Here is a 26647-nt window from a genome sequence, read left to right as displayed (position 1 = left end):
AGGCTAGCGGGATTTGCTAATTTTGCGTGCCCGGAGGGATTCGAACCCCCTCTGTCGGCTCTCACGAGCCTCCCTGGAAAGAGAACTCACAGTTCCCCTTCCAGAACCTACCCCTCCTAAGTTAGACCATGGGGGAATCCTTCCCCCATGAATAATGCCCCTGGGTCGGGGCTTAAACTTAGATAAAAATAAGGCACTAGAGCTTCATCTGCCCTAGTGCTAATTTTGCGTGCCCGGAGGGATTCGAACCCCCGACCTTCTGATTCGTAGTCAGATACTCTATCCAGCTGAGCTACGGGCACATTCTAGATACTAGAAACTAGACTAGACCTGTCGGTCCTAACTAGAAACTAGATAAAACCATCAAATGCAAAACGCTTTTATCTAAAGCTTTGCTAGCATTCTAAACCTTCACATCTAGTCTCTAGTTTCTAGTTTCTAGTTGGCGGAGAGAGAGGGATTCGAACCCTCGAAGGGAGTTTATTCTCCCTTACTCGCTTAGCAGGCGAGCGCCTTCGACCTACTCGGCCATCTCTCCAGTCTCAAAATCCAGGCTTTAAATATACCGTAGAGGATGGATTTTGTCCACCCGCGCAACCAGATAAGACGATTTAAAGAGCAAGTAAAGAGCAAGAATAGATAAAAGCCCGTTACGGGCTTTTATCTATTAGACCCACACTCTAGACCTTCAAATCTAGTCTCTAGTTTCTAGTCTCTAGTCTCTAGTCTCTAGTTGGCGGAGGGAGAGGGATTCGAACCCCCGAGGGACTTACGCCCCTAACGGTTTTCAAGACCGCCGCATTCAACCGGACTCTGCCATCCCTCCGTATGAACAGCGCGACCAACAAAGTTTTAAGCCGCGCCTTTTCACTGCGTAGTTTACCATATTCGTTTTCAATTTGGAACGGCAATGGTCGACCCTTAGAACTTCTTAGGCGTTATGACCTCAGCTCCACCCATGTAGTCCTTTAATGCCTCCGGTATCTTAACCGTGCCGTCGGCTTGCTGATAATTCTCAAGTACCGCCGCGACAGTTCTGCCGATTGCAAGTCCTGAGCCGTTTAACGTGTGCACGAACTGTGGCTTTGCCTTCGGGCTTTCTTTAAACTTTATGTTGGCGCGGCGCGCCTGAAAGTCCTCAAAATTTGAGCAGGATGATATCTCCTTGTAGCCGCCAAAGCCTGGTAGCCAAACCTCCAGGTCGTATGTTTTTGCAGAGGAAAACCCAAGGTCCCCGGTGGCCAAAGCAACCACACGGTAGTGTATCCCAAGTCTCTGCAAAACCGCCTCGGCATTTGCAGTAAGCTTTTCAAGCTCCTCATAAGACCTTTCGGGGTGGACGAATTTTACAAGCTCCACCTTATTGAACTGATGATGGCGTATAAGTCCCCTCGTATCTTTTCCGTATGCCCCCGCTTCGCTTCTAAAGCATGGCGTGTAAGCACAGTAATAGCGCGGCAAGTCATCAGCCGATAGCGTCTCGTCCCGGTGGATATTGGTAACGGGGACCTCAGCCGTCGGTATCAGGTAAAGGTCCTCGCCCTCAATTTTAAACAGGTCCTCAGCAAATTTTGGCAGTTGTCCTGTGCCGGTCAAGCTCGCGCTGTTTACTAGAATCGGCGGAAAGACTTCTGTATAGCCGTGCTCTTTCGTATGAAGGTCAAGCATAAAGTTTAAGAGGGATCGCTCAAGACGAGCACCTAAATCCCAGTAAAGGACAAAACGGGCTCTGGCGATCTTTGCCGCCCGCTCAAAATCAAGAATGCCAAGATCTATCCCCAAATCCCAGTGGGGCCGAGGCTCAAAATCAAACTTCGGCTTCTCGCCCCATTCGCGCACAACAACGTTTGCACTTTCATCCGGACCCACGGGAACGCTACTGTGCGGGATATTGGGAATATCAAGCATAAGCAGGTTTAAATCGCGCTCGATTTCCGAGAGTTTTGCGTCGAGATTTCTGATCTCCTCACCGAGCTCGCGCATTGCCGCAACCTTATCTTCAGCACTCTCTCCGGCCTTTTTTAGTTTTGCGATTTCACCCGAGACAACGTTTCTCCTATTTTTGAGCCGCTCCACCTCAGCAATTATTTTACGTCGGTTCGAATCGAGCTCTTTAAACCGCGATAAGTCTATTTTGGCGTTGCGTTTCTCCAACGCCTGCTGGACCTCGTCCAGGTGGTCGCGAACCCATTTTACATCAAGCATTAGCTTGTCACCCCATTTGCAGCCGGATATGACCCCAGTATTTTTACTTCTCTTACCTTGCAGCGCAGGCATCTGATTGTCGAGGCGATAACTTCATCTTCGATATGGCCTTCAAAATCTATAAAAAAGCAGTAATCTCCAAGCGCCTTCTTTGTGGGTCTTGATTGTATCTTCGTTAAGTTTATGTATCTATAAGCGAACTCCTGCAAAATCAAGAGAAGGCTTCCTGGTCTATCTTCATGAATAAAGCAGACTATCGAAGTCTTATCGCGGCCGGTCTTCCGAGCCGGCTCCTTGCCAACCAGCACAAAACGGGTTTGATTGTCGCCAAAGTCTTCGATGCCGGTATCTAAAATATCGAGCCCGTAGATCTCCGCTGCAAGGCTAGGTCCAATTGCGGCAAGTTTTCCGCTTGTTTCTGAAACAATTTTTGCTGCACCTGCATTTGAGCTTGCAACTTCAAGCTTTGCCCACGGCAGCTTCTCAGAAAGGTAGCTGCGGCACTGAGCCAGGGACTGTGGATGCGATATAACAGTCGCAATGTCTTTAAGCTTCATCCCGGGTCTGGCCATTAAACTGTGATTTATTGGTATCACGATTTCTCTTTCTATAAATAGATTTGTCTCAAAAGCTAAAACATCAAGCGTAGCATTAACGGACCCCTCTATCGAGTTCTCAATGGGAACCATACCCTTTCCGACCTGACCTTTTTCAACCGCCTTGATAACATCAGCCTCGGTCGTATAGGGAACAAGGTCTTCTTCGCTTACTGGAAGCAATTTTAGAAGCGCCTCCTGTGTGTAGGTGCCCCATGGGCCCAAAAAGCCGATTTTTTTATTTTGCTCTGCTGGCAAGTACCTTACATCCCTTTCTGTCAGACCAGTTCTTTACTGGCTTCGGTGAGCGCTTTAGAAATCGCCTGTTTTTCCTCAACCGTTAGGTTAAATTCAGAGCGCCCCTGCTTTATAAACTTGGCATAACTTCTGCCCTCATTTCGCCCGTTTATAGCACTTATAACGACACCGTCACCACGGTCGTTTAGTAGAGCTACCGCAAAGCTCTGCCTGCCACCAACGTCTTCGAAAGCGTCAAAGCGCACCACCCCGACTCGCTTAATGGCCGTTTCAAGCATGGCCGAGAGCCGTTCTTGGTTGGACCTGACTATGTTTAAGTTATCGTTCAAAACCGAGATTTCGTTTAAACTATTCTCGACTTTACTCACAAAATCGGCATTTTCCCCTGCTTTCGCGATTGCCCTTGCACGTCGATTAATTTTACTTATACTTACAGTAACGTAAAGAAGCCAGATTGCCAGTACAAACCAGCTGACTCCGACAATTGCCAAAATCGCGCCGTCAGTTAAACTTATAGTCATTTTAATGCGTCCCCTTGTTCGCAGTAAAACTTCCGCCACAATTGTCACAGATTATACAATAGAAATCTGGCCTTTGCATTAGGGTAGAACTATGTAAGCAGCAAAAATGAAACTATCGGCGTTCAGCTTTTGCTTCTTTGTCTTCAAGCTAATAACTGATAGCAGAACGCTGATAGCTAGCGCAATCACAAAAAGAATACGCTTTACTTTAGTTGTATAGGAGGACTGTTAGATGAAGATAGCTTATTTTAATTGCTTTGCCGGTATAAGCGGAGATATGGTGGTGGGAGCGCTTCTTGATTTGGGGCTCCCGATTGAGGTGCTTGAGGAAGAGCTTTCCAAGATCGCCATCGGTGACTATGAGATAAAAGCAAAACGGACAACCAGGCAACATATCGGGGCGGTTAAATTTAACGTTTCCGCCGACGAGCAAAAAGTGGTTAGAACCTGGAGCAGCATTCGTGAACTCATCGAAGCCAGTGCGCTATCGGATAAAGTTAAAACCGACTCCCTTCTTATATTCAAACGGATAGCTGAAGCCGAAGCGAAGGTCCACAGAAAATCAATTGACCAGATACATTTTCATGAGGTAGGTGCAATCGACTCGATAGTTGACGTCGTTTCGAGCGTAGTCGGCCTTGATTATCTTGGAATAGATAAAGTCTACTCGTCACCAGTTGCTACCGGCATCGGAATGGCAAAAACCGAACATGGTATGATTCCCCTTCCTGCACCGGCAACTCTTGAAATACTAGAAGGTGCGCCGATATATAGCTCAGGAATAGCATCTGAACTTACCACACCGACCGGCGCGGCAATCCTTATGCAATATGCGACATTTACTGAGGAAATTCCGCAAATGAGGCTAGAGAAAACCGGCTACGGCGCCGGAGCCCGTAACCTTGAGATACCCAACGTCCTTCGGGTCTTGCTTGGTGAAGAAGCCGAAGCCGTCGGGGAAGTCATTCTTATCGAAACAAACATCGACGATATATCCCCCGAGGTCTTAGGATATACAATGGATTCCCTCCTTGAGAACGGTGCTCTCGACGTATGGTTCACTCCTATCGAGATGAAAAAGAATCGGCCGGCCGTGATGCTTAGCGTGCTTGCCTCTGCCGGCTTAGAGGAAAATATGATCGACAAAATATTTTCCGAAACCTCAACGCTTGGAGTTCGAGTTTCCAAGCAGTCGCGCAGAGTCGCAGAACGAGACATCATAAGCGTGGAAACTCCCCTTGGTAGAATACACACAAAGGTGGGCAAATATAAGGGAAAGATTATTTCTGTCGCGCCTGAATATGACGATGTAAGCAGGATTGCTATGTTAAAGGAGAGACCGCTTAGAGAGGTCTTCGACATGGCGCGGGAGGCAGCGATTGAAAAACTAAAGAGAGGCTGATAGAATTTGCCCGCATGGAATGTATTTAATGAGGCCGCCAGAGAGCTGAAATCCGCCGGCATCGATTTTGTGCTCTGTGGAGGAATAGCGGTCAGTGTCTATGGGCGGCAGAGGGAGACAACCGATGTTGACTTTCTCGTGCGGGAACAAGATGTTGACAGGGCCCTTGAAGTCCTGGGTAAGGCAGGGTTCACCATAAAGCGAACCGACACAAGATGGCTATTCCAGGCCTTTAGAAACGGGGTCAAAGTCGACCTTATCTTTGAAGCCATGGGGGCGGTAAGGCTTACTCCAGAAGTAGAAGCGCACACTAGAGAAAGAGAGCTCGGCGGATTTATCTATAAAGTCATCGCCCCAGAAGACCTCCTTATTATGAAAGCTCACTCACTAAGTGAGGAAAGATCAAGAGACCTTTTTGATGCCCTCTCAATTCTAAAAAGAATGAACGGACAGCTCGATTGGAATTACCTGATCACAAGATCGCGTCCCAGGGTAAGAAGGATGCTAGGGCTTCTCTTTATTGCTCAATCCGACCCGGAGATTGGAGTATTTGTTCCTGATTGGGTAATCCACCGGCTCCTGGCTTATCTACCTGATTAGCGAGTATACTGCATATGGTCTGCCCATAGTAGGAATTGCCACATTCCTGACCGGAACACCGCCCGGTGTCATACCTTTCTCAGTTCCATAGTGGGCATGTCCATGCAAAACGAGGTCTGCCCCTAACTTGTCGATCGGCTCTGCCATTATTGATGCTCCTAAAAACGCATAAACCTCGGGCGGCTCGCCAAAAAGAGTATCCTTTATCGGTGAATAATGTAAGAGGACGATTCTGAAATCGGTCTCAAGCGCTGCAAGGCCGCGACGTATCCGTTCGGCCTCATTTGCACCTTCTCTGTACATCATGCGGAATATCTCCTCGCCGAAATCCGGCAGCGCCCTTATGCCAAATCCCCCGCCAAAGCCCTTAGTCCCGATAAAGCCAACCTGGTATCCACCGATCTCAAAGACAGCGGTATCTCCATCAAGAACCGTAATGCCTGCTTTTGTGAGTACCTCTTTTATCTGCTCCTGCTGCTTTAGGTGAAAATCATGGTTCCCAAGAACCATAACGATCGGTATCTTCACATCCTGAACAATGTGTGCCAGCACCTCGGCCTCCTCAGCAAGTCCATGCGCAGTCAAGTCCCCGGCAACCGCCAGGATATCGGCCTTTGAAGCAATATTTGCAAAGCCCGCTTTAAGCATTGACGCGGCGCCTGCTTGTGCATGAACATCGCCTACAGCCGCGATTCTTACCATAGATCACGTCTCCCTGATGAAAATATTCCACTACTTAAAGATTATTATTGCCGGTGGAGGTAAAGAGGTTTGTGGGTTAGTTATTTATGTGGTTGGTTGGGGGCAAAAATCGACACTCGATAAAAAAGTCAGCTTTAGAGCTGACTTTTTTCTGTGCGAGAAGGGGGACTTGAACCCCCACCCGGGAACCCGGACTAGACCCTGAACCTAGCGCGTCTGCCAATTCCGCCATTCTCGCATCTTTGCATCTTATTAACTTGGCGCAAATCTGCTAACATCAAAGCATACTCGCGCAGAATAGATTATACCATTTTTGTTTTATACGCAACACAGCCAAGGAATAATCGCATCAGCTGAAGAAACAGATTATCATGCTAAAGACAGAAGAACTTCTGCTAAACCGCTATAGGGTAATCGAGCAACTCGGAAGAGGCGGCTTTGCCGATGTCTACAGAGCATTTGACACACGAATGGAGCGCGAAGTCGCCATCAAGCATATGCATATCAAGCGCCATTCTGCTGATCGTATGCTACGCGAGGCGCGAACCGTCGCGCTTTTAAACCACCCCAACATCGTAACGGTTCACGAATTTGAGGAGGATGGCGACGATTGCTACCTTATCATGGAGCTTCTCGAGGGTGTTCCGCTCTCCAAAATCCTCTCCCGAATCGCACCCCTTGAGCCCAAAGAGGCGATCGCGATTGCTATTGAGATATGCCGGGCCCTTGAGGTAGCGCATTTAAACGGGATCGTCCACCGGGATATCAAGCCAGAGAACGTTATGATTCTTTTCGACGGCCGCCTTAAAGTTATGGATTTTGGCATTGCGCATCTTAAAGGGGCAGCAAGCACAACAAGTGACGATGTAATTGGTACTTTTGCCTATATGTCGCCCGAGCAGGCACGTGGCGACACAGTTGATGAACGAAGCGATATCTATTCACTTGGTACCGTACTTTATGAGCTTCTAACGGATTGTATCCCGTTTAGCGGCGAGTCGGTCGCCGAGACTTTAAATATGGTACAGCACCTGCAGCCTTTCCCCCCAAGCTCGATCAACCCCGCTTTGGACGAATACGTAGATGCATGCGTCATGACGGCACTTGCAAAAAACGGGCATGAAAGGTACCAGTCGGCAGCTGAGTTTAGGGAGAACCTCGAGTACCTTCGCGCCCCCGGCGAAACTGCCGAGCGCGTGCTACTTAACCTAATAAACAGGTACCTGAACTTAGACGCTGAGTCTGCCCAGGTAACAGATACCAATTGGCGCAGCCGCTTCTGGCGATTTATCGAAGAGCATAAGGAGTCAATTACTAGGACTCCTGCCGCACTTGTCCTGGGTGCCCCTTTCTTGCCAATACTCCGTTATTGGTACGGTATCCCAAGAAGCATAGCCCTATTTGGTGCAACTGCAGTTTACCTTGTGGTGCTTCTCAGGCCCGATTACGGAGTCGGCATCGCTTTTCTTTTCCTTTCGCTCTCTGTAATCAAGTACTCTCTCGGCTTATTTTTTATCATGTTTTTATTGCTCCTGCCCTACTGGTTCCTAGTTGGCAAGCGCTTTCCGATAATTTCCGTCTCACCGGTGGCTGGAGCCGCATTTGGTATAATACAGGTTCCTTTTATCTTTCCGGTTTTAGTCGGTCTGTTGGTCAACCCAATTGCGGCAGCCATTATAGCTGGTTTGGGCTGCCTTGCCTTTGAGTTTATGAATATAGCTCTTAATGAGAGCACTGCCCCGGAGCTGGTTAAAGCTTACAATCTCTGGGCAATGATAAGGGGGCAATCCAACCCAATTAATATTATCCAGCTCTTAAGCGGACCGTTTATAGAAGACAAACTTTTGCTTCTGCAGCCCGTGCTCTGGGCAATAGTTGCCGCCACGGCGTCAGCTGTTGGAGGTAAAAGAAGGTGGTTCTTTGGAACACTTGCCGGATTTACTGTTCTTTTTATGGGTTACCAGGGTCTGCTTACAAATATCAGCGGCAGGGCACATGAGATGGGCAGGTTGATGCAGTCTCTGTCTTTTTCCCTTATAATACTATTGCTGCTACCCATCTTTCGGCCCCCAGCCAAGGTCGTGGAAGCAGAACCTGGGCCGACCGAGATCGCGGAATAATCCTTTTGGAGGGATAATTTGAGCTTGTTAAGAGATTTTGAGCAGCGAATCGAGTCACTGCTTGAGGGTTTTTTTGTAAGACAATTTAAATCCGGTGTTCAGCCGGTTGAGATTGCCAAAAAACTCGTGCGCGAGATGGACACTCACCGCTCAATAAGCGTATCAAAAGTCTATGTTCCCAACCGCTATACCATTATAATCAGCGAGAAAGATGCCGAAAGGCTAAAGCCATTTGAAAAAACGCTTATATCCGAGTTCCAAGATTTTTTGTTAACGCATGCAAAAAGAGAAGGTTATGAGATTGTGGGCACTCCCAGGATTGATTTTAATAGCTCTCCTGAACTTACCCTGGGCGAGATAATCATAAAAAGCAGCCTTGAGAGCAGGGACACAGCAGCCTCTCAAGTCGATGCTAAGGCGCACCGGAAGACGCAACCTATAGAAAAACATGTATACCTATTAAGAGCTGGCGGGGGTAGCGATAGCAAGTTTTTGCTCCCGGAAACTACTACCAAAATTGGCCGCTCTTCAGACAACAGCATTGTTATTCCTGATCCAAATGTGTCAAGACACCATGCTACAGTTGAGAAAATAGGTTCGCAATATATACTTAAAGACCTGGACAGTACCAACGGGACTTTTGTTAATGGGATGCGTGTCGGCGAGCGCATTTTAAAACATGGAGACGTGATCACAATAGGTACAACAAAACTTCAATTTAGGAGAGAGAGTGGTGTTTAACGAGCTAACTCTACTGCTTCATATCTTACTTTTGGCTTTAATCTACGTCTTCTTGTTTATGGTTATAAAGGTAGTCTCACGCGATTTGTCGTCGGCGATTGGGGCTGAAGGTGCCGAGGAAGAGAAGATACCGAGGGTTACTGTTTTAAAGGGTACAGGATTTAACGAACCTATCGATTTTATAATTACCGACCAATTAGTGATTGGACGTGCGCCCGATTGCGATATTATCCTTGATGATAACTTTACATCCAGCCACCATGCCAGAATCTACAGCGCAGATTCTGCCTACTGGCTAGAGGACTTAAAAAGTACAAACGGCACAACTATAGGCAACCGCCGAATCGATAAACCAGTTAAGCTTAAGAAGGGAAGTAAATTCAAAATAGGCCAAAACGTTTTTCAGTTTAATGAATAGCCATTAGCAATCAGCTATCAGCCTAAAAAACAAAGAAATAAAAAGATAATAACTGAGTGCCAATAGCTTTGCATAATTTTTAATTGCTTGTAGTGCAATCTAAAATAGAAATATGAGCAATCAACTAACCTTGAGCTAAAATGAAGTACTGCGCACTAACCGATGTCGGCAAAAAAAGAAGTTTAAATGAAGACGGCTATATCGCAGACGGCAATATTTTTGCGGTTGCAGACGGCATGGGCGGCCACCGTGCAGGCGAAGTTGCAAGCATAATGGCGCTTGATATAGTAAGGTCAGAGCTTACCAAGCGGTCTAAAGAACCGGTTGAGCAAAGAATAACCAATGCAATAAAGCATGCAAATCAGGCTATCCATAAGAGGGCGACAAAAGACCTGGACATAAGAGGCATGGGCACAACCCTTACTGTTGCTGTGCCAAGTGACGGCAAACTCTATGCCGGACATGTTGGCGACTCCAGGCTCTATCTGCTACGGGATGGCAAGTTAAGCCAGCTTACTAATGACCATTCCCTTGTTGCCCAGATGGTAAAGAGCGGCCATCTCAAGCCTGAAGAGGCAGAGGTCCATCCGCAACGAAGCATAATCACTCGCGCTGTCGGAAGCGAGGCCGAGGTTAAAGTCGATACGATAGTTGAGGAAATCCTGTTTGGAGACAGGTTTCTGCTCTGCACAGACGGCCTTAATGCCATGCTCTCAGATGATGAGATTGCCGAGGTATTAAGGGATAAAACCAACATCACTGAAGCATGCCGGGAATTAATCAGTTGGGCAAATGACCGCGGTGGCAAAGACAACATTACGGTAATTTTATTTGAGCCAGACACAGGTGCGTCCTCTCGTTTCGGCCGCCTGTGGCGAATGGGGTGGTGATGTTTCCTGAGCCGGCGAAATATAGAGCTCTTTTTACTCCTTTTGGTTCTTGCTCTTGTATTTATCGGTTTTTATTTGCTCTCGCAAACAATTCTGCAGCCAATTGCCGATTCACTAAGAATCGCAGGGCTTCTCACCGCCGCGATTCTTATCATCCATGTTGCTAACCGGTATTTTGTCCCGGAAGCCGATCCGGTGCTACTTCCTCTTGCAGCCTTTCTGTCTGGCCTGGGCCTTATTGTAATCTGGCGTCTTAAACCCGACCTTGCGGTAGCTCAGTCGGTATGGATAATTGCAGGCACAGTTGCAATACTTCTATCCTTTGTCCTGCTCAGACGTTACCAATCAATAAAAGACTATAAGTACTCATTGGCTGTCCTTGGCATTATCCTGCTTTTTGCCCCGATATTTATCGGTGTTGAGCGCGGTGGTGCCCGCCTTTGGTTAAATATCGGGGGAATCTCCTTTCAGCCTGCCGAGATGGCCAAGATACTTTTTGTATTTTTCCTTGCTGCCTACCTTGAGGAGAAACGTGAACTCCTTGCCATCTCAACTAAGCGTATCTACGGGATTTGGTTGCCCGAGCTAAAACATTTAGGTCCGCTGGTTGTGATGTGGCTTATCTCGCTTTTAATACTGGTTCTGGAGCGTGACCTGGGAACATCTCTTCTCTTCTTTGGGCTATTCCTGGCAATGTTGTATGTAGCAACCGGTCGGCCGGTGTACGTCACTCTCGGTACCTTCCTGTTTATCGCCAGCGCTGCCGCATGCTATTTTTTATTCTCTCACGTGCAAACCCGAGTTGACATCTGGCTTGATCCCTGGATAGACCCATCGGGCAAAGGATACCAGATTGTACAATCCCTGTTTGCGATAGCTAGCGGTGGTCTAACCGGGGTAGGGTTAGGGCTTGGGTACCCGACTCTTATCCCTGCGGTTCAGACCGATTTTATCTTCTCAAGCATCGCGGAGGAACTCGGTTTACTTGGAGGGTTTGCGGTAATTCTAGCCTTCCTGCTCTTTATCCTGCGCGGGCTAAAAACCGCTCTTTTAGCCAAGGATGATTTTGGAAGGCTTGCTGCCGTGGGGCTCTCTAGCGTCTTTGCGCTGCAGAGTTTCTCAATTATTGGCGGCACGACTAAACTTATACCATTAACCGGTGTTACCCTTCCATACATGAGCTACGGCGGAAGCTCGATCCTGATGAACTTCATACTGCTCGCGCTTCTACTTATTATTTCAGCCAAGGGGGCGGATAGATGAGCAAGCGAATTGGAAGGCTTGCCGCGATTATTACCGCAACCTTTGTTCTGCTTGTTGCCAATCTGACCTATCTTCAGTTTATCGCGGCAAGCGAGCTCACTGCAAAACCAGAAAACGTCCGCCCGATTCTTTATGAGCAAAAATTTCGCCGAGGCGATATAATAAGTGCCGATAACAAGGTCCTTGCAACAAGCAAGAAAGTTGCCGACTCCTATAAAAGGTATTATGCGGAGGGCAGCGTTGCAGCGCCGGTAACCGGTTTCTACTCTACTAAGTACGGCCGCTCCGGGCTTGAGTTGACTTTCGACGAGCAACTCTCAGGTCAGAGCTATCTCTCTTCAGTCGATGCTTATATAAAGCGGCTTCTTGGAAAAGACGTGCCGGGTAACAACCTTTATCTTTCAATTAACATGGACATCCAAAGGCTGGCAGACAAGCTTTTAGGAGATAGAAAAGGTGCTGTTATCGCTCTTAACCCAAAAACTGGTGCGGTTATCGCTCTTGTCAGCAAGCCAAGTTATAACCCAAATGATATCGATAATAACTGGAGCATCCTTGTCAAAAGCCCTGACGGGCCCATGCTAAATCGGGCAACCCAGGGCAAGTTCACGCCCGGATCCTCATTTAAAATCATAACAGCAGCGGCAGCGTTAGAAAATTCCATCCTTACTACCGATACTGTTTTCGATGCGCCGGCGAATATAAAAATCTACGGTGGTAAGGTCACCAATTATGAAAAGAAAGGCTTTGGTAAGATCACGTTTGCAGATGCGTTCGCCAGGTCGGTTAACACCGTTTTTGCCCAAGTTGGAAAGAGCTTAGGCGGTGGAAAGCTGGTCGATGCCGCAGAAAATTTTGGATTTGGCCGCAAAACTCCATTTGATATACCAGCCGGCATAAGCCATATTCCACGGCCGTCTGATATGGATGAGCTTGAGGTAGCCTGGATGGCGGTCGGACAGGGCAGGATTCAGGCAACCCCGCTTACTATGGCACTTGCCTGCTCAGCCATCGCAAACAATGGCAAGATCATGCGACCCTATCTGGTTGAAAAAATCCAGGAACCGAACGGCAATGTTGCCTTTCAGCGCGAGCCGAGGGTCTGGCTCTCCCCGATAAAGCCGGAAACCGCGCAGGTGTTAAGAGGCCTTATGGAAAAAGTCGTGGATGAGGGTACCGGAAAGGCCGCAAAGATACCTGGAGTGCGGGTTGCCGGCAAAACCGGTACCGCAGAAGTTGGTAACGGCGAGCCTCATGCATGGTTCGTCGGGTTTGCCCCGGCGGAAGACCCGCAGGTCTTAGTTGCGGCTGTCGTAGAAAATGGCGGCACCGGCGGGAGAACCGCCGCACCGATCGCAAGAGAGATAATGATGAGGGTGTTGGGTGCAGGCCAATAAAGTGCCGAGGCCTTGTAAGAACCAGAGCGCCAATATCTTTTACTTGCTTGAGCATTTTAATTACTTGACTTTGGCGCACTGGCACATTGGCTCTTAAATATCTTCTTGCTCTTGGATTCTGGCTTCTGGCTCCCTTTGATTTATGATAATATGTTAGTTGCCGGAAACTTGATAAACTTGAAACAACAGGAAATTCAAAGTAATAGATAGAATTGTTTAGAAACGGGTGTCCCAAAGGCAGCAAATGGAGCAGCAGGTTTTCAACGATAGGTATAAGATTATCGCTAAAATAGGGTCCGGCGGTATGGCCGATGTTTATAAAGCCATTGACACTGTTCTCGACCGGCCGGTAGCGGTAAAAGTCCTCCACAAATATTTTGCTGAAGACGAAGATTTTGTATCCCGCTTCAGGCGCGAAGCCCAAGCAGCGGCAAGCCTTAATCACCCCAACATAGTTAACATCTACGATTGGGGAAGCGAAAACGGTACCTATTTTATTGTGATGGAGCTTCTTGAAGGACAGAGCCTTAAGAAATATATAAGCTCCAAGGGTACTATAAAGCCAAGAGAAGCCGTTGAGATTGCAAGAAAGGTACTCTCCGCATTAAACTTCGCGCACAAGCATAACATAGTGCACCGCGATATAAAGCCGCACAATATAATTCTTACCCGCGGGGGCGAAGTTAAGGTAACCGACTTTGGCATCGCCCGAGCCGGCACCTCGACCATGACCCAAACCGGAACAATCCTGGGCACAGCCCATTACCTGTCCCCAGAACAAGCGCGCGGCCAGGACGTCGGTGTAACGTCTGATATTTATTCAATGGGCGTAGTACTATACGAGATGCTGACCGGCAGAGTTCCCTTTGATGGAGACAATCCGGTGGCAATCGCTCTGAAGCATGTCCACGAATTTCCGATCCCACCGCGGGATATTAATCCCGATATTCCGGACGAGCTGCAAATTATTGTTGCAAAGGCAATGGCAAAAAATCCCGACAGCAGATACCAGAGTGCATCTGAGATGCGAAATGACCTTATGCGCCTCTTAGAGGGAATGCCAATTGCCGCAACTCCCCCGGATGAGCAAGAGACGCTGGTCATGGCACCGCCAGGCAATACGGCACAGGTAGATAGGACAATGTATGCCAACCGAAATGCAAGAGGCCCTAGGCCGATTGTAATAGATAAGCCAAAGCGGCGTGGCCGCGGGCCATTGATGGTTGCTGCGGTTATCCTGATTCTTGTCCTTGCTGGGTGGCTTGCTTATGCAGCCGGGCTGGGCCAGAAAAAAGTCGTTGAGGTTCCAAATGTTCAAGGTAAAACTTTCGAGGAAGCCGAGAGCATTCTTAAAAAGGCCGGCCTTAAGATTGCAGAGAGAGACCGTGAGTTCAGCAATACAATGGAGCCAGGCCGCATCATCAGCCAAGACCCCGGCCCGGGTGAAAAGAAAGACGCAGGAAGCACCGTCTATGTCGTCTTAAGCAAAGGCAAGAACATGAAGAAAGTGCCGGACGTAACCGGCGACCGAGAAGCAACTGCAGCATCAAAGCTGATGAAGGCCGGGTTAGATATAGGCGACACAAAGAATGAGTTCAGCGATGAAGTCGACGAGGGTACCGTTATTCGAACCGACCCGGAAGCCGGCCAGGAGGTGCCCGAGGGTACCAAAGTAGACCTCTATATAAGCCGAGGGCCAGAAACCGCCCAGGTGACAGACGTTTACGGGAAAACTTCAACCGAAGCGCAAGAAATTCTTAAGGAAGCCGGGTTCAACGTGGCAATCGCAGAGGAATTCAGCGACTCGTATGCTAAGGGTACAGTTATAAGAACATCCCCAGCAAGTGGTACCGAGGCTAAGAAAACCTCAACCGTTACCATTTTCGTTAGCAAAGGCCCGGAGATGATAACCGTGCCAAACGTCATTGGAAAGCAGGAAGAAGATGCGGCAGAGACCTTAGAAGGTGCCGGCTTCGAGGTCAAAGTGGAAGACATTAAGGCACCAAGTCAGGACCAAGATGGTAAAGTTATAAGCCAGGATCCAAGCGCCAACCAACAAATTAAGAAAAACGGCGCCTCTATCACCATCTATGTCGGACAGTGGCCGTAGTTGGGTAGCCAGGTCACCTCTACAGCCCTCAGCAGAGCTCTAACAATATTGGAACTCTTCTTCTTATTTTCTGCGGGCGATCAAAAGACGGTAGAGCGAGGCAGCATAAGGCACGACAATCCACTGCGCAAATAGCAGGCCAAGCATCAGGTAGACGTAAAAAGAGCTAATTTTTTTCGGGCTTAACTGTACAATCGATAGCTCCATAGTTCCTCCAGCTCCATTTTAAACCACTTGCCATATTTTGGCAAATAATGGTAGGAATCCCCAGGTAAATTTATCAATTATAGCTCTCAAGGATACCCCACCAAATGCCGATATAGCTTAAGTAATTAGTAACAAAGTCTTTACCATGCAAAACATAATGGCTTTAGAGAGGGCTATTTAATGGACCTGGCGACGATAATTGGTATAGCGCTCGCGGTTTTCTCATTATTATTTTCGGTCGTATTAGAAGGCGGACACTTAGTTTCACTTATTAATATACCAGCCGCAGTAATTGTTATAGGTGGTACGCTTGGCGCTACCATGACCTGCTTTTCTTTACGCGATGCCATGAAACTACCGTCCTGGCTATCAGTAGCCCTCAAGGATAAGAAAATTGATTCTGCTGAAATTATCAGGGTGGTCGTCACATTAGCCGAAACGGCAAGGCGTGAAGGAATCTTAAAACTCGAGAACATGCTCGAGGAAATCGATAACGACTTTCTGCGCCAGGGCGTGACTCTGGTTGTAGACGGCACCGATTATGAGATTACTAAAAACATTCTCAGAACAGAGCTTGACCTTATGCAAGAGAGACACCAGACCGGCATAAAATTTTTTGAAGCAGCTGGCGGGTATGCACCTACCATGGGAATTATCGGTACAGTTATGGGTCTGGTTCATGTATTAGGGAAACTAAGCGATACCGGCAACCTGGGTTCTCTAATAGCCACCGCTTTTATCGCAACATTTTATGGTGTATCTTCAGCAAATATCTTCTGGCTACCTATCGCAGCAAAGCTCAAAGCCCGCAACAACCAAGAGAGCATTGCAAGGGAAATAATTATCGAAGGTGTGCTCGCTATCCAGGCCGGCGAGAGTCCTCGTATCATCGAGGACAGGCTCAAATCGTTCCTGCCCCCAGTCGAGCGAAATAAAATGGACGAGCAGGCGGTTTTAGCTTAAAGCTGCGAAGGAGCATCAAATGGAAAGAAAGAAGAGTGAGGGCGAACACGGCCCCAGCATGGAGCGCTGGCTTCTTACCTACGCCGATTTAATCACGCTTCTCATGGCATTTTTTGTTATCATGTATGCCATGTCAACCGTTGATGCATCAAAATACCAGGCATTGGCCCAATCATTAAAATCTGCACTCGGCCTCGCCCCGAGCGCTTCTGCGGTAATCCCGAATAACTTATCCGGGGCTAAGGCCAAGACCGGAAAAAATAGAGAGGCAACGGATATCGAGGTATCAAAAAAAGCAGTTCTTGGCTTGAAAAACGCCCAGGAGGAGCGCAAGTTCTCAGAAATGATGAAGCAAATAAATGAATTCTCGAAAGCCAACGGTATCTCAACAAGCCTTGAGGTAAAAGAAGATGTTCGCGGCATCGTGATAAACCTCTCTGACAAAGTGCTGTTCGAGTCCGGCAAGGCAGACTTATCGCCACAGGCTATGGCCATACTTGATAACCTGGCCAATATTCTTCTTCCATCGGGCAAAGCCATAAAGGTCGACGGTCATACAGACAACGTCCCTATCCATAATGAGCGGTATCCTTCAAACTGGCATCTATCAACCGATAGGGCTGTTAGCGTTATAATGTACTGGATTGCAAAGTACCCGGCCGCAAGCAGCAGACTTTCTGCGTCCGGCTATGGTGAATACCGCCCGGTCGCCACAAACAATACCCCTGAAGGCAGGGCTAAGAACCGCCGTGTAGAGATCATCGTCCTACGAGACATCGTAAGCATGGGTGAACCTGGCGCTTCCGAAGAGGCCACAAACCCGGTAGACCATGGGGATAAGCTACCAAAGTAAAATCGGCATTGCATATCCGTTATAGCTGCAGCATTTCACTAAAGACTCCTTTTCGAAATGTCGATATATATAGTGGATATAGGGATTAAAGCAATCGGAGAGTGGTTTAATGCTAAGAAAACCAAGGGTCTTTGTCCATAAAAGAAATCCTGGCGAGACCCTGTATTATTTCCACGTTGCCCTTTCAAACTCCCTGAGACACCAAATCTCACATGAGATTTCAGACCGTATAAGGAGTGATTTTAAACCAGGAGTCAATTCAAGGCAAATGGTGATTTAATCACATTAGGTAATTTAGGTAACGGCAACGAAAACAGCCCTCTAGAGGAGGGCTGTTTTCGTTCTTGCTTTCCGATCTTGCACATGCTTTATCCAGACCCTAGCCATGCTAACCAGCAATCGGCAGTTACCATAAAAGTCGTCAAGCCTGATTATGCCGCTTCCGCCAGTCCTTTAAGGTCTTCAATAAGGCGATCTACCTCTATTGCAGGCATTGTTAGTGGCATAATTGTTCCTCGTGATCCAAGCTCGATCGCCATCTTCATAATTGTGTCGTTGTCTGGCGCCTCAATGAGATTAATAAAATCATATGGTCCCATTAAGGCATACTGCGACATGATCTTTACGCCGAACTTTTGGCTAACCTCTTCATTTACCTGCTTGATTCTCTCAGGATTCTTCGTAAGGGTCTCCATCCCTTCCTCTGTTAATTTGGTGAGCATCACAAACATCGCCATAAAGCAATCTCCCCTTCCAAAAGCCCTGGACTAAATTTTCTTAAAGCGACTTTAACCTGGCAGTTGTTATAATATTTCTTGTTTGCTCATGGACTGCATCGCTTTTGTCATCTATTTACCCAAAAACTTGGATGGTGTGCGTAGAATGCTCTTAACGAAGAAAATTATTTACGGGTGGAGTGGGGTTGATCTCTTAAGCTAATCGTGTTACCCACTTAAAATAAAACAACCCCTCTCGGAGGCTGTTTATTTTGAGCGGGCAACGGGACTCGAACCCGCGGCCCTCAGCTTGGGAAGCTGATGCTCTACCAACTGAGCTATGCCCGCACAATCAGTAACTAGAAAACTTAAAACAAGAAATCAGACAAATACTTTAATCCCGACATTGTTTCTTGTTTTTGCTTCTTTTTATCTGAATTATACCCGATTCGCCCGTATCTGTTAAGAAGTGACAACTGTGCGGTTACTCTTAACAATTTGTAGGTACATCTCATCGGTTTATGCAAATGCCCTTAACCTAAGCGCCGTCTCGCAAAACATTGACCCATGGATGCTTGCCATGTGGCTTGTAACAGCCGTAAAGCAGAAGATTTAGACTCTCCATCTTCTAGTGGCCTGCAGATAGAATTAATAATGTTTTCCATATTAAGACCTCTTTATACGTTTATTGGTTCTAAACGAGATAATGTGAGGTCTTGATTTATTTTGTAAGCCCTCTACCTACAAAGCCAACTGTACGCCTCTTCTGAATACGGTTGACAGTAAAAAGTGTTAGGGCTAGCAGTGAAAGGGCTCCTCCTACTAAAACCTTTTTCACATCAACGGAGTGAGCCACCTTGCCTCCTGCTTCAACGATTTTCAAGCTCTCGGCATGGATATCGATCTCACCCTCATGCTCCTTGCAATTCTGGCTGAATACACCCTCGACTTCTACAGTATCGCCTCGGTGGTCGTAGTCGCCAGTGTATTTTATCTTTTCAAGCATTCCAACCGGTGCCCAGACGCCGACGGCAATTTCCTCGTCGCGCAGGTTCACCCACCCGTAAGAGCCGCGTTTCATGACATCGCCTATAGCCTCGCCCTGAAAAATAATTCTCTTGCCCGTATACTTCTTCCCATCTTCTAGAAGTTCGGTGCTCGAAGTCAAGCCATATGCCGGCAACTCAAGCGCAAAGAGAATCATTATAACAAGCAGTACCTTAACCAACACACGGATCATTTACCCCTCACCACCGACAGCGCATAACCTACCAGAGCCATGATAGATAAAAACTCAAGACGGCCCACCCACATCTCGATGATGTAGACGACCTTGAGTGCATCCGGCATACTTGGAGCGGTAACTCCGGATGTCAAACCAACATTTGCCGCAGCTGAGATCGACTCAAAGAGGGAGTTGACGAATGGATATCCTAAGTAAGTGCCAATCACACCGCCCGACACGTAGGTTAAAATATAAGCAGAGCTGATAAAGAATGCATTCAAAAGAAGCCTCTCCTCAATAACGTTCTCCTTTAAGTGATGGTATTTTTCAACTATAACTGCTGATGGTGGCAGAACCATTCTTTTGATTTCTAAAACGAAGGACTTCCACATCGTCACAACCCTTAACGCCTTTATGCCGCCCGCGGTTGATCCGGCGCTCGCTCCAAGACCCATAGCAAAGGCCACCCCCAGCATTGCAAATGGCCCCCAGAGATTGGGGAACTGCGCTCCGTATATAGTCATAAAACCGGTTCCGGTATGCGCGGATATGATTTGATAAAAACCTCTTCTAAACAGCGACACCGTATCCCCGTACACACCCAGTTGCGAAAGACCTCCTGCAGTCAAAGCAAAGAGCAGCGCAATCGTTATAGCTAGGGTGAGCGTCTCAGCATTTTTGAATATCTCACGGTGGTTGCCGGTAAAAAGCGCATAGTGTAGAGCAAAGTTGAGGGCACCAGCAACCATGAAAGGTATCGTTGCGAACTCGTACGCGATGCTGTGGTAATAGAGGATGCTTTGCGACTGCGGGGAAAATCCACCGGTATCAAACGCAGCCATGAATACCATCATGCCGTGAAACAACGCCCTTAGCGGGGGCATACCGGCTTGCCATCCAACCAGCCACAGTGTGATCGTCCCAGTGCCAAGAAATATAAAGCTTACGAGCCAGATAACTCGCGCCGTTTGCACGAGGTTCGGCAATATCTTTTCTTCACGTGCCTCCCCTATATACATACCATAGATACCCGATGCACCACCGGCGATAAGAGTGATCGTGATAACGACTATCCCCTGCCCGCCGATAAACATCGTAAGGTGCCGCCAAAAGTTATGTCCGTAAGATAGGTGATCCAGATCTTGAATAAGCGTGAGGCCAGTGGTGGCAAAGCCGCTCATCGTGTCAAACAACGCATCGAGAAACGACAAAAAATGCCCGCTTAGATAAAGGGGAACTGCTCCTAAAACCATTGCGGCAAGCCAGGCAACCGGTACGACTAAAACGCCATGGATCCAGCCAATATCCCGCCCAGTTCTGCAGACTAAAAGCAGAAGATAGCCAATTGAAAGGGAAAGGCCAACCCCGATAACAAAATCTAGCGCTGACGCCCACTCCTGATTAAAAAGGGAGATAAAAAGCGGAATAGCCATCATATAGCCAATACCCAGAATGATCTTTCCCAGGTAGTAGCCGATTATTTTAAAATCTACCAGCCTTGGCCTAACAAGAAACACCTAAGACCACCTCAATACTAGAGCACTGATAGCGAAGGCCACGGCTGCTAGCAAGACCGCATAAAAAACCTCGATTGCTATACCTGCAACACATTGCGTGACTTGACTTAACTTGCTGATCTTTTTGGGCATTAACTACCTCGCGCCGGTTAAAATATCCCTTAATACCTGCTCCTTATCTGGACTGGTAACAGCGATTATCGAGTCCCCAGCACTGATGATAGTGTTTCCCCTGGGGATGATTACCTCTTCGTTTCGAATGATGGATACCAGGACGATCTCTTTGGGAAGTTTTACGTCCATGATCTTTTTTCCGCTCACAGGAGTATCGCTAGGGAGGTCCATCTCAACCAAGACCAGATTGCCCTTTTTGAGTGCCTGGAGGGTGACTATGTCTCCAATGGTCGCCTCTTCTTCAATAAGGCGAGTTATTATGGTGGTGCTTGAAAGTGCATTAATGCCAAGTGCATGAAATATGCGCTCGTTTCTTGGATCGTTTACCCGGGCAACAGCTTTAGGGATATGGAAGCCTTCCAGAGCAAGTTGGCACATGACAAGATTGTCATCGTCGTCTCCGGTCACAGCGGCAAGCACATCTGCCCGCTCTGCGCCAGCTTCTTCCATGTACCGAACGTCGCAGGCATCACCATTTATTACAAGTATATCGTCGTTCTCAACTGCAAGTCGCTTGCACTTCTCTTCATTCTTCTCAACCAAGACGACGGCATGTCCTCTTTTTGATAGCTTTCGCCCAAGTGCAGCTCCGACTTTTCCGCCGCCCCCAATAATAATATACATATCTTCACCTTATTAGTTAGACAGGGCATGAGAACCATTCCGGCTCATTCACGTATATGTCCACGCCGTAAAGCTTCGATAGCTTCTCAACCGCACGAGAGCTTATAGCAGCGATTATCAGGTCGCCGGCTGCGATCTTGGTATCGGCTGAAACAACTATGCTTTTCCCTTCTCTGATGATGATCGCCGGTCTAAACTCGCCCGCGATTTCTATGTCTGCGACCCTCTTGCCAATGATAGCCGGGACGGCTTTCAGCTCGATGATTTGTGAGTTTAAGTCAAGCTCGACCTCAGAAACAAGCTCTCTTCCCAGCACCAAGTTCCTAATCCTTCGAGCAACCAGGGTTGTTCCACAGACAGTCTCTAAGCCAAGTTTATGGTATGTTTTTTCTCTATCCGGGTAATAGACTCTCGATATGACCTTAGGAACATCGAAGAGCTTCTTGGCTACTTGACCTGCCATTATATTGGCGTTGTCTAAATTGGTGACCGCCACAAAAATATCGGCGTTTTTTATTCCCGCCTTCTCAAGAACCTGCTCGTCAAAACCGTTTCCCACAACTGTTAAACCGTTAAAACTAGCCCCCAGCCGGCGAAATGAACCTGGATTGGCATCAATTACAACCACGTTGTGACCGTCATCTGAGAGCATAGTTGCTAGCTGAGCACCTACACGGCCGCATCCGCCTATGACTACGTACATAGCTCATCCCTTTGCGTTACCCAAAAGATATAGCAATGATAATCTTGTACCTGCTTTTAGTCAATGTTAGCTTATTTTGATTTGGTGATTACTCGGTCTTCTCGAAGTAGTAGGCTCCGATGGTTAGCATAACTGCACCGAAACAGACGATGATCAAAAGGTCAAGCCAGATCGGAAAAGACCCTATGCCTGCCAGTACATTCTTTCCAACCAGTGTCTGCCTTAGGGCATCGACTCCATAGCTTAAGGGATCGATGCGCACAAGTGCCTGCATCCAGATGGGAAGTCGTTTCCCAACGGGAAACATCGCTCCCGAGAGGAAAAACATCGGCAGAAGAATAAAGTTCATGATTACCTGAAATCCCTCGTGAGTCTGCATACGCGCAGCGACTAAAATGCCAAATGATGTCATCGAAAACGCAATTATAAACATAATCAAAAACGCGCCCAACAGTTGTAGTACACCAAAGGATACGTGAACTACCGGTGCAAACAGAAGTATTATCGCACCCTGCAAGACCGCAACCGTACTTCCGCCAAGAGCGCGCCCAACTGCGACCGACCAGCGTGGTATCGGTGCTACCAGGACCTCTTTTAAGAAGCCAAACTCACGGTCCCAAATGATGGAGACGGCAGAAAATATCGATGTAAAAAGAACCGACATCGAGATGATGCCCGGGTAGATAAAGCGAAGATATTCAGGACTGCCGTTCCCGCCGCGCATAAAAGCTGTGGAAATACCCATGCCCAGGACAAACAGCCAAAGCAGCGGCTGTGCCGCCGAGCTCACAATCCTTGGTTTATCCTTCAAGAAACGGGTTATGTCTCGCAGCCAAAGGGTGTAGATACCCATGAGGGCGACTCTCATCTTGTACGCCCCCTTTTTGCCCGCATCCGCGTCTTAGCCTGGTCGATTCCTTCCACCTTCTCGTCTCTAATTCTCCGCCCAGTCATTTTAAGGAAGACATCTTCAAGCGTAGGTTTCCTAAGCGAGATCGAGAAGACCTCGGTCTCAAGCCCTCTAACCAACTTGGGCATAAAGTGGTTGCCGTCTGTGGTTTGAAGCGAAAGCTCACCATTTATCTCGATGCAGGAGATGCCAAATTTATCTTTTATCTCAGCAGCCGCCTTTTTATTGTCTCTAGTTGTCAGCATGATAACCTCGCCGCCAATGCTTTCTTTGAGCACCTCCGGCGTATCGATTGCAATGAGAAAGCCGTGGTCTATAATGGCAATGCGGTCGCAATTCTCTGCCTCATCCATATAATGGGTCGTAAGAAAGATGGAGAGCCCCTCCTCAATTTTAAGCTGGTTGACATAGTCCCATATATAGTGCCTTGTCTGCGGGTCGAGCCCCAGTGTTGGCTCGTCAAGAAAGAGGACTTTTGGGCGATGCAGAAGACCCCGTGCAAGCTCAAGCCTTCTTTTCATGCCACCGGAAAACGTCTTTACTGGGTCGTTTTGCCTGCCAGCAAGCTCAACTAGCTCGAGCACCTCCGGGATGCGCCTGTTGCGGTCGGATTTAGGTACGCCATATATCATAGCGTGAAACCGCAGGTTCTCAAGTGCCGTAAGTCTCTCATCAAGGCTGGGTTCCTGAAAAACAAGCCCGATGGATTTTCGCACTGAAAGCCTTTCCCTTGAGACATCAAAACCGTCTACAGTGGCACGTCCGGCCGTGGGCTTAAGAAGTGTACAGAGCATATTGATAGTCGTTGTTTTTCCAGCACCGTTTGGTCCGAGGAAACCAAATACCTCACCCTGGCCAACGTTAAAAGAGATTCCCTTAACCGCTTCAATACCGTTAAATTCTTTTCTGAGGTTTTCAACTTCAATTATCGTTTCAGATCCCTGCCTAAAGTACTAAATGCAGAATTAATTTAACCTATTCTTAGATGTTTTACAAAACATAGATGCCCTAATTGCCGGGCATCTATACGCTCTATTTACCTGGTAGGATAAAGCCCTGCCTACATTTAGATCATTCCAAAAATCATTTCAACCAGCAATTCTTGGACACTTAATCCAGAAACGACGCTTCAGGCTCTTCATTAAGGGAATCCGTGCTCTCGCCTGCCGCAACCCTAGCTCTAGACCTTCCTATGCGCCTGTTCGCAGAAAATGTCTCGTATAGACCTGCCAGCAGCATAAGTGAAGCCGATCGTGGCGGTGACTGATCAATCGGCTCAGGAGGATTTTCATGGGTCTGCACATAGCGCAATGCCGGTTCGGCTGCAAGCATTCCTGCGCCCTGTGCATAATCGTCAACTTCAAGATCTGTTGCTGTATGAAGAAGTGCCTCTTTTATAAGTTGCGGCGAGGCTTTTCTATTGGCCTCAAGGAGCAGGGCCGCAACGCCACTTACATGCGGTACTGCCATACTGGTTCCGGTTGCAGATGTATAATTGGCATCAAGCGGCTTTCCGGCCCTCGTGCCTTTGGCGCGCACTGAAATTATATCTACCCCTGGAGCAACAAGCTCTGGCTTTAAGCGATCATCGGCCGTTGGCCCCCGTGATGAAAACTCCGCAACAAGCCCGTTAGCTGTGGCAGCTCCAACTGCTATCACGCGTCGCGCGGCGGCAGGGCTGCCGATAGTTCTTCTATCAGGGCCCTCGTTTCCAGCAGCGGCACAAACAACTACGCCTGCTTCAACCGCCATATCGCATATCTCGCATAACCCATCATTGCCGTCAGACGGCTCACCTGTGCTTAGTGAAAGATTGATTATGTCGGCCCCAAGATTTACGGCCCACTCCACAGCGGCCATGACATCGCTCATCCGCCCAGTCCCATCAGCTTGCAGGACTTTGCCCGCAATTATTAGAGCGTCAGGAGCAATGCCCTTGTAGCGGCCCCCGGAGGCCACACCGCTTCCTGCAGCAATGCCGGTAACGTGGCTTCCATGCCCATTGCTGTCCTTAAACCCCTCGAGCGTAAAGTCATTTATGGCAATGATGCGATTTGCAAAATCGGGATGTCGCCTATCTATCCCCGTATCAATAATGGCAAGCTTAACTTTCTTACCAGAAAAACCAAAATCCCAGGCAGATGGTGCGCCAATCATCTGAACCGATTCATCAAGAACAGCATAAACCTTCTCGTCTTCTTCAATCCGCTCAATCCACGGCTCTGCTGCGATCTTTTCGATCTCACCGGCGGGAATTGCAAGAGCGATCGCCTTTGCCATTCCAATAACCTGACGGATACTTACATGGGGACGTATTAGAAGCTCTGAAACAAGCTCCCGGTCAAAAACACGCAGTTTAATTATAACGTTTATTAACTCTTCGGGCTTTACGATTGAAATCTTATCAGCCAGCTTAGCTGTTATTCGCATTTATACCTCCTATGAAATGAATCTACTTCATGTTGTATTTATGTATTTTACGCTTGTCTCCTTTGAAGAGTAGTGGGTATATTAGAAAATCATATCACTTAAGGCTTATTAATTTTAAGAACACACCGATGGCTGAAGAAAGCAGCCAAAAGAAAGATACAATAGCAAAAGCATATCTATAACCCAGCCACCTACCTGCCGCCAAAAAAACTGGAAAGTTAACAAGGGGAGCAGCCAACATTAGCGAAACAACGACTGCTAGATCTACTCCTTTTTTTAAAAGAACATATATAAGCGGCACATCCGTCCCGCAGGCGAAATAAAATGGTATACCGAGTAGGGCAGCTTTAAAAGGTGCAAACGGGCCACTAAATACCGACCTAGCTGCTTCACCAGATACAGCCGTGCTTACAATCGACGCAAGCAAGAGGCTTAAAATCATCCAGGGAAGCGTAACTCTTGCCAGGTTCAGAAAATTGACCCATATATTTTTTGCCTCTACTATTGTGCCCAGCTTCGTTATACCGCTTGTTGGCAATTCGCAGAATTCTCTATCGCATAGCATCTCGAGGTCAGACTCAATATAAGCAGCATTAAGTTGTGGCTGCATAAACCGCATGGCTGTAACCCCCAAAAAATAAGCAAACAAAACGGAGAGTATCAATCTTAAGAAAGCTACCGGCAAGCCGACAGCAGTTGTCATAAGAAGCGCGGGGGCACCCGCGCCAGCAGCGGCAATGAAGGTGAGTATGGGTGCCCAACCTGCACCGCCTTGCCTGGCATATTCCGCCATTAGGACACGAAGGGCCGGCGTTGCCGGCATTAGCGCCCCAAAAAGGCCCGTAAATAAAATAGAGCGCTTGCCGATCTGCTTTTGCAAGTTATCTAATGAACGTAGCGGGAAATATTCAGCCAATACGGCTGATAATGTAAGTGCTATAATAAATAGCGGGAGCGTATTTGCGGCAAGATTGCGAAATATTTGCAATATCTGTAGAAAGATCAAGGTATAACCTCTCCCGTAAATAACTTTTCAAAAACGCTCTATTAAATTTAACCGCTTTTTAGCAAGGCTTTCAACTAAAAAGAGGCCGACTTTGGC

The 26647-nt window shown here is 47.7% G+C and carries 25 protein-coding genes and 5 tRNA genes; 11 read left to right on the top strand and 19 right to left on the bottom strand.

What is annotated here, in order from left to right; all coding sequences use genetic code 11:
• Positions 1–228: 228 nt before the first annotated feature.
• The 6 genes from K6T91_01620 to K6T91_01595 form a co-directional block, all read right to left on the bottom strand.
• Positions 229–302, bottom strand: a tRNA-Arg gene (locus K6T91_01620).
• A 141-nt stretch (positions 303–443) separates the two neighbouring features.
• A tRNA-Ser gene (locus K6T91_01615) sits at positions 444–538 on the bottom strand.
• Positions 539–734: 196 nt separating this feature from the next.
• Positions 735–826 (bottom strand) — tRNA-Ser (locus K6T91_01610).
• 95 nt (positions 827–921) lie between these two features.
• Positions 922–2205, bottom strand: coding sequence for a serine--tRNA ligase (gene serS / locus K6T91_01605; GenBank protein MCL6471499.1), 1284 nt, complete (start codon positions 2203–2205; stop codon positions 922–924).
• Entirely contained in the window at positions 2205–3059 is an 855-nt protein-coding gene (gene pheA / locus K6T91_01600; GenBank protein ID MCL6471498.1) for a prephenate dehydratase, read from the bottom strand. The genes serS and pheA overlap by 1 nt, the downstream gene beginning before the upstream one ends.
• A gap of 20 nt (positions 3060–3079) precedes the next feature.
• Positions 3080–3580: a DUF4446 family protein gene (locus tag K6T91_01595; protein ID MCL6471497.1), complete on the bottom strand. Its 501-nt coding sequence runs from the start codon at positions 3578–3580 to the stop codon at positions 3080–3082.
• A 232-nt stretch (positions 3581–3812) separates the two neighbouring features.
• On the opposite strand from K6T91_01595, the gene larC reads away from it, so the two are divergent.
• A complete protein-coding gene (gene larC / locus K6T91_01590) occupies positions 3813–4982 on the top strand; it encodes a nickel pincer cofactor biosynthesis protein LarC (protein ID MCL6471496.1) in 1170 nt (389 codons plus the stop codon).
• Between the two features lie 6 nt (positions 4983–4988).
• Positions 4989–5582 (top strand): nucleotidyltransferase family protein, encoded by a 594-nt coding sequence (locus K6T91_01585; GenBank protein ID MCL6471495.1) that lies wholly within the window; start codon positions 4989–4991, stop codon positions 5580–5582.
• Here K6T91_01585 and K6T91_01580 read toward each other — a convergent pair.
• Both K6T91_01580 and K6T91_01575 read right to left on the bottom strand, forming a co-directional pair.
• Positions 5571–6284: a metallophosphoesterase gene (locus K6T91_01580; protein MCL6471494.1), complete on the bottom strand. Its 714-nt coding sequence runs from the start codon at positions 6282–6284 to the stop codon at positions 5571–5573. The genes K6T91_01585 and K6T91_01580 overlap by 12 nt on opposite strands.
• 154 nt (positions 6285–6438) lie before the next feature.
• Positions 6439–6522 (bottom strand) — tRNA-Leu (locus tag K6T91_01575).
• Positions 6523–6655: 133 nt separating this feature from the next.
• Between K6T91_01575 and K6T91_01570 the strand changes: the two genes are divergently transcribed.
• The 7 genes from K6T91_01570 to pknB all read left to right on the top strand — a co-directional run bounded on the left by K6T91_01570 (position 6656) and on the right by pknB (position 15223).
• Positions 6656–8404 (top strand): serine/threonine protein kinase, encoded by a 1749-nt coding sequence (locus tag K6T91_01570; GenBank protein ID MCL6471493.1) that lies wholly within the window; start codon positions 6656–6658, stop codon positions 8402–8404.
• Between the two features lie 18 nt (positions 8405–8422).
• Positions 8423–9145 carry a DUF3662 domain-containing protein gene (locus K6T91_01565; protein MCL6471492.1) on the top strand — a complete coding sequence of 241 codons (723 nt, stop codon included), beginning with the start codon at positions 8423–8425 and terminating at the stop codon, positions 9143–9145.
• Positions 9135–9563 (top strand): FHA domain-containing protein, encoded by a 429-nt coding sequence (locus tag K6T91_01560; GenBank protein MCL6471491.1) that lies wholly within the window; start codon positions 9135–9137, stop codon positions 9561–9563. The genes K6T91_01565 and K6T91_01560 overlap by 11 nt, the downstream gene beginning before the upstream one ends.
• A gap of 140 nt (positions 9564–9703) precedes the next feature.
• Positions 9704–10453: a Stp1/IreP family PP2C-type Ser/Thr phosphatase gene (locus K6T91_01555; protein ID MCL6471490.1), complete on the top strand. Its 750-nt coding sequence runs from the start codon at positions 9704–9706 to the stop codon at positions 10451–10453.
• 42 nt (positions 10454–10495) lie between these two features.
• A complete protein-coding gene (locus K6T91_01550; GenBank protein ID MCL6471489.1) occupies positions 10496–11716 on the top strand; it encodes an FtsW/RodA/SpoVE family cell cycle protein in 1221 nt (406 codons plus the stop codon).
• Entirely contained in the window at positions 11713–13113 is a 1401-nt protein-coding gene (locus tag K6T91_01545; protein MCL6471488.1) for a cell division protein FtsI, read from the top strand. The genes K6T91_01550 and K6T91_01545 overlap by 4 nt, the downstream gene beginning before the upstream one ends.
• Before the next feature lie 244 nt (positions 13114–13357).
• A complete protein-coding gene (pknB, locus tag K6T91_01540; GenBank protein MCL6471487.1) occupies positions 13358–15223 on the top strand; it encodes a Stk1 family PASTA domain-containing Ser/Thr kinase in 1866 nt (621 codons plus the stop codon).
• 63 nt (positions 15224–15286) lie between these two features.
• Here pknB and K6T91_01535 read toward each other — a convergent pair whose 3' ends face one another.
• Positions 15287–15430: a hypothetical protein gene (locus tag K6T91_01535; protein MCL6471486.1), complete on the bottom strand. Its 144-nt coding sequence runs from the start codon at positions 15428–15430 to the stop codon at positions 15287–15289.
• Between the two features lie 180 nt (positions 15431–15610).
• Here K6T91_01535 and K6T91_01530 point away from each other — a divergent pair, with 180 nt between their 5' ends.
• On the top strand, positions 15611–16393 hold the full coding sequence (locus K6T91_01530) for a flagellar motor protein (GenBank protein MCL6471485.1): 783 nt from the start codon (positions 15611–15613) through the stop codon (positions 16391–16393).
• A 19-nt stretch (positions 16394–16412) separates the two neighbouring features.
• Positions 16413–17246, top strand: a complete 834-nt coding sequence (locus K6T91_01525; protein MCL6471484.1) for a flagellar motor protein MotB — start codon at positions 16413–16415, stop codon at positions 17244–17246.
• A gap of 431 nt (positions 17247–17677) precedes the next feature.
• On the opposite strand, the gene K6T91_01520 is transcribed toward K6T91_01525, so the two are convergent.
• From K6T91_01520 to K6T91_01475, 10 genes are all read right to left on the bottom strand, one after another.
• The gene (locus K6T91_01520) at positions 17678–17983 is read right to left on the bottom strand and encodes a GYD domain-containing protein (GenBank protein MCL6471483.1); all 306 of its coding nucleotides are present in this window, start codon (positions 17981–17983) and stop codon (positions 17678–17680) included.
• 254 nt (positions 17984–18237) lie between these two features.
• Positions 18238–18310: transfer RNA gene (locus K6T91_01515), tRNA-Gly, on the bottom strand.
• A 373-nt stretch (positions 18311–18683) separates the two neighbouring features.
• Positions 18684–19202, bottom strand: a complete 519-nt coding sequence (locus K6T91_01510) for a DNA-binding protein (GenBank protein MCL6471482.1) — start codon at positions 19200–19202, stop codon at positions 18684–18686.
• A complete protein-coding gene (locus K6T91_01505; protein ID MCL6471481.1) occupies positions 19199–20704 on the bottom strand; it encodes a TrkH family potassium uptake protein in 1506 nt (501 codons plus the stop codon). Before K6T91_01505 ends, K6T91_01510 begins: the two co-directional genes overlap by 4 nt.
• Positions 20705–20839: 135 nt before the next feature.
• Positions 20840–21502: an NAD-binding protein gene (locus K6T91_01500; protein ID MCL6471480.1), complete on the bottom strand. Its 663-nt coding sequence runs from the start codon at positions 21500–21502 to the stop codon at positions 20840–20842.
• Between the two features lie 16 nt (positions 21503–21518).
• Entirely contained in the window at positions 21519–22205 is a 687-nt protein-coding gene (locus K6T91_01495) for a TrkA family potassium uptake protein (protein ID MCL6471479.1), read from the bottom strand.
• Between the two features lie 88 nt (positions 22206–22293).
• On the bottom strand, positions 22294–23073 hold the full coding sequence (locus tag K6T91_01490) for an ABC transporter permease (GenBank protein MCL6471478.1): 780 nt from the start codon (positions 23071–23073) through the stop codon (positions 22294–22296).
• Complete coding sequence (locus K6T91_01485; GenBank protein MCL6471477.1) at positions 23070–24044, bottom strand: ATP-binding cassette domain-containing protein; 975 nt, start codon at positions 24042–24044, stop codon at positions 23070–23072. The genes K6T91_01490 and K6T91_01485 overlap by 4 nt, the downstream gene beginning before the upstream one ends.
• 181 nt (positions 24045–24225) lie before the next feature.
• Positions 24226–25545, bottom strand: a complete 1320-nt coding sequence (locus K6T91_01480) for a S8 family peptidase (protein ID MCL6471476.1) — start codon at positions 25543–25545, stop codon at positions 24226–24228.
• Positions 25546–25639: 94 nt separating this feature from the next.
• The gene (locus K6T91_01475; protein MCL6471475.1) at positions 25640–26551 is read right to left on the bottom strand and encodes a permease; all 912 of its coding nucleotides are present in this window, start codon (positions 26549–26551) and stop codon (positions 25640–25642) included.
• Positions 26552–26647 lie beyond the last annotated feature (96 nt).

The organism is Bacillota bacterium (assembly GCA_023511485.1).
Classification (GTDB): domain Bacteria; phylum Actinomycetota; class Aquicultoria; order Aquicultorales; family Aquicultoraceae; genus CADDYS01.
The sequence above is the reverse complement of the archived record's forward strand: the minus strand, read 5'-3'. Positions and strand labels throughout refer to the sequence as shown.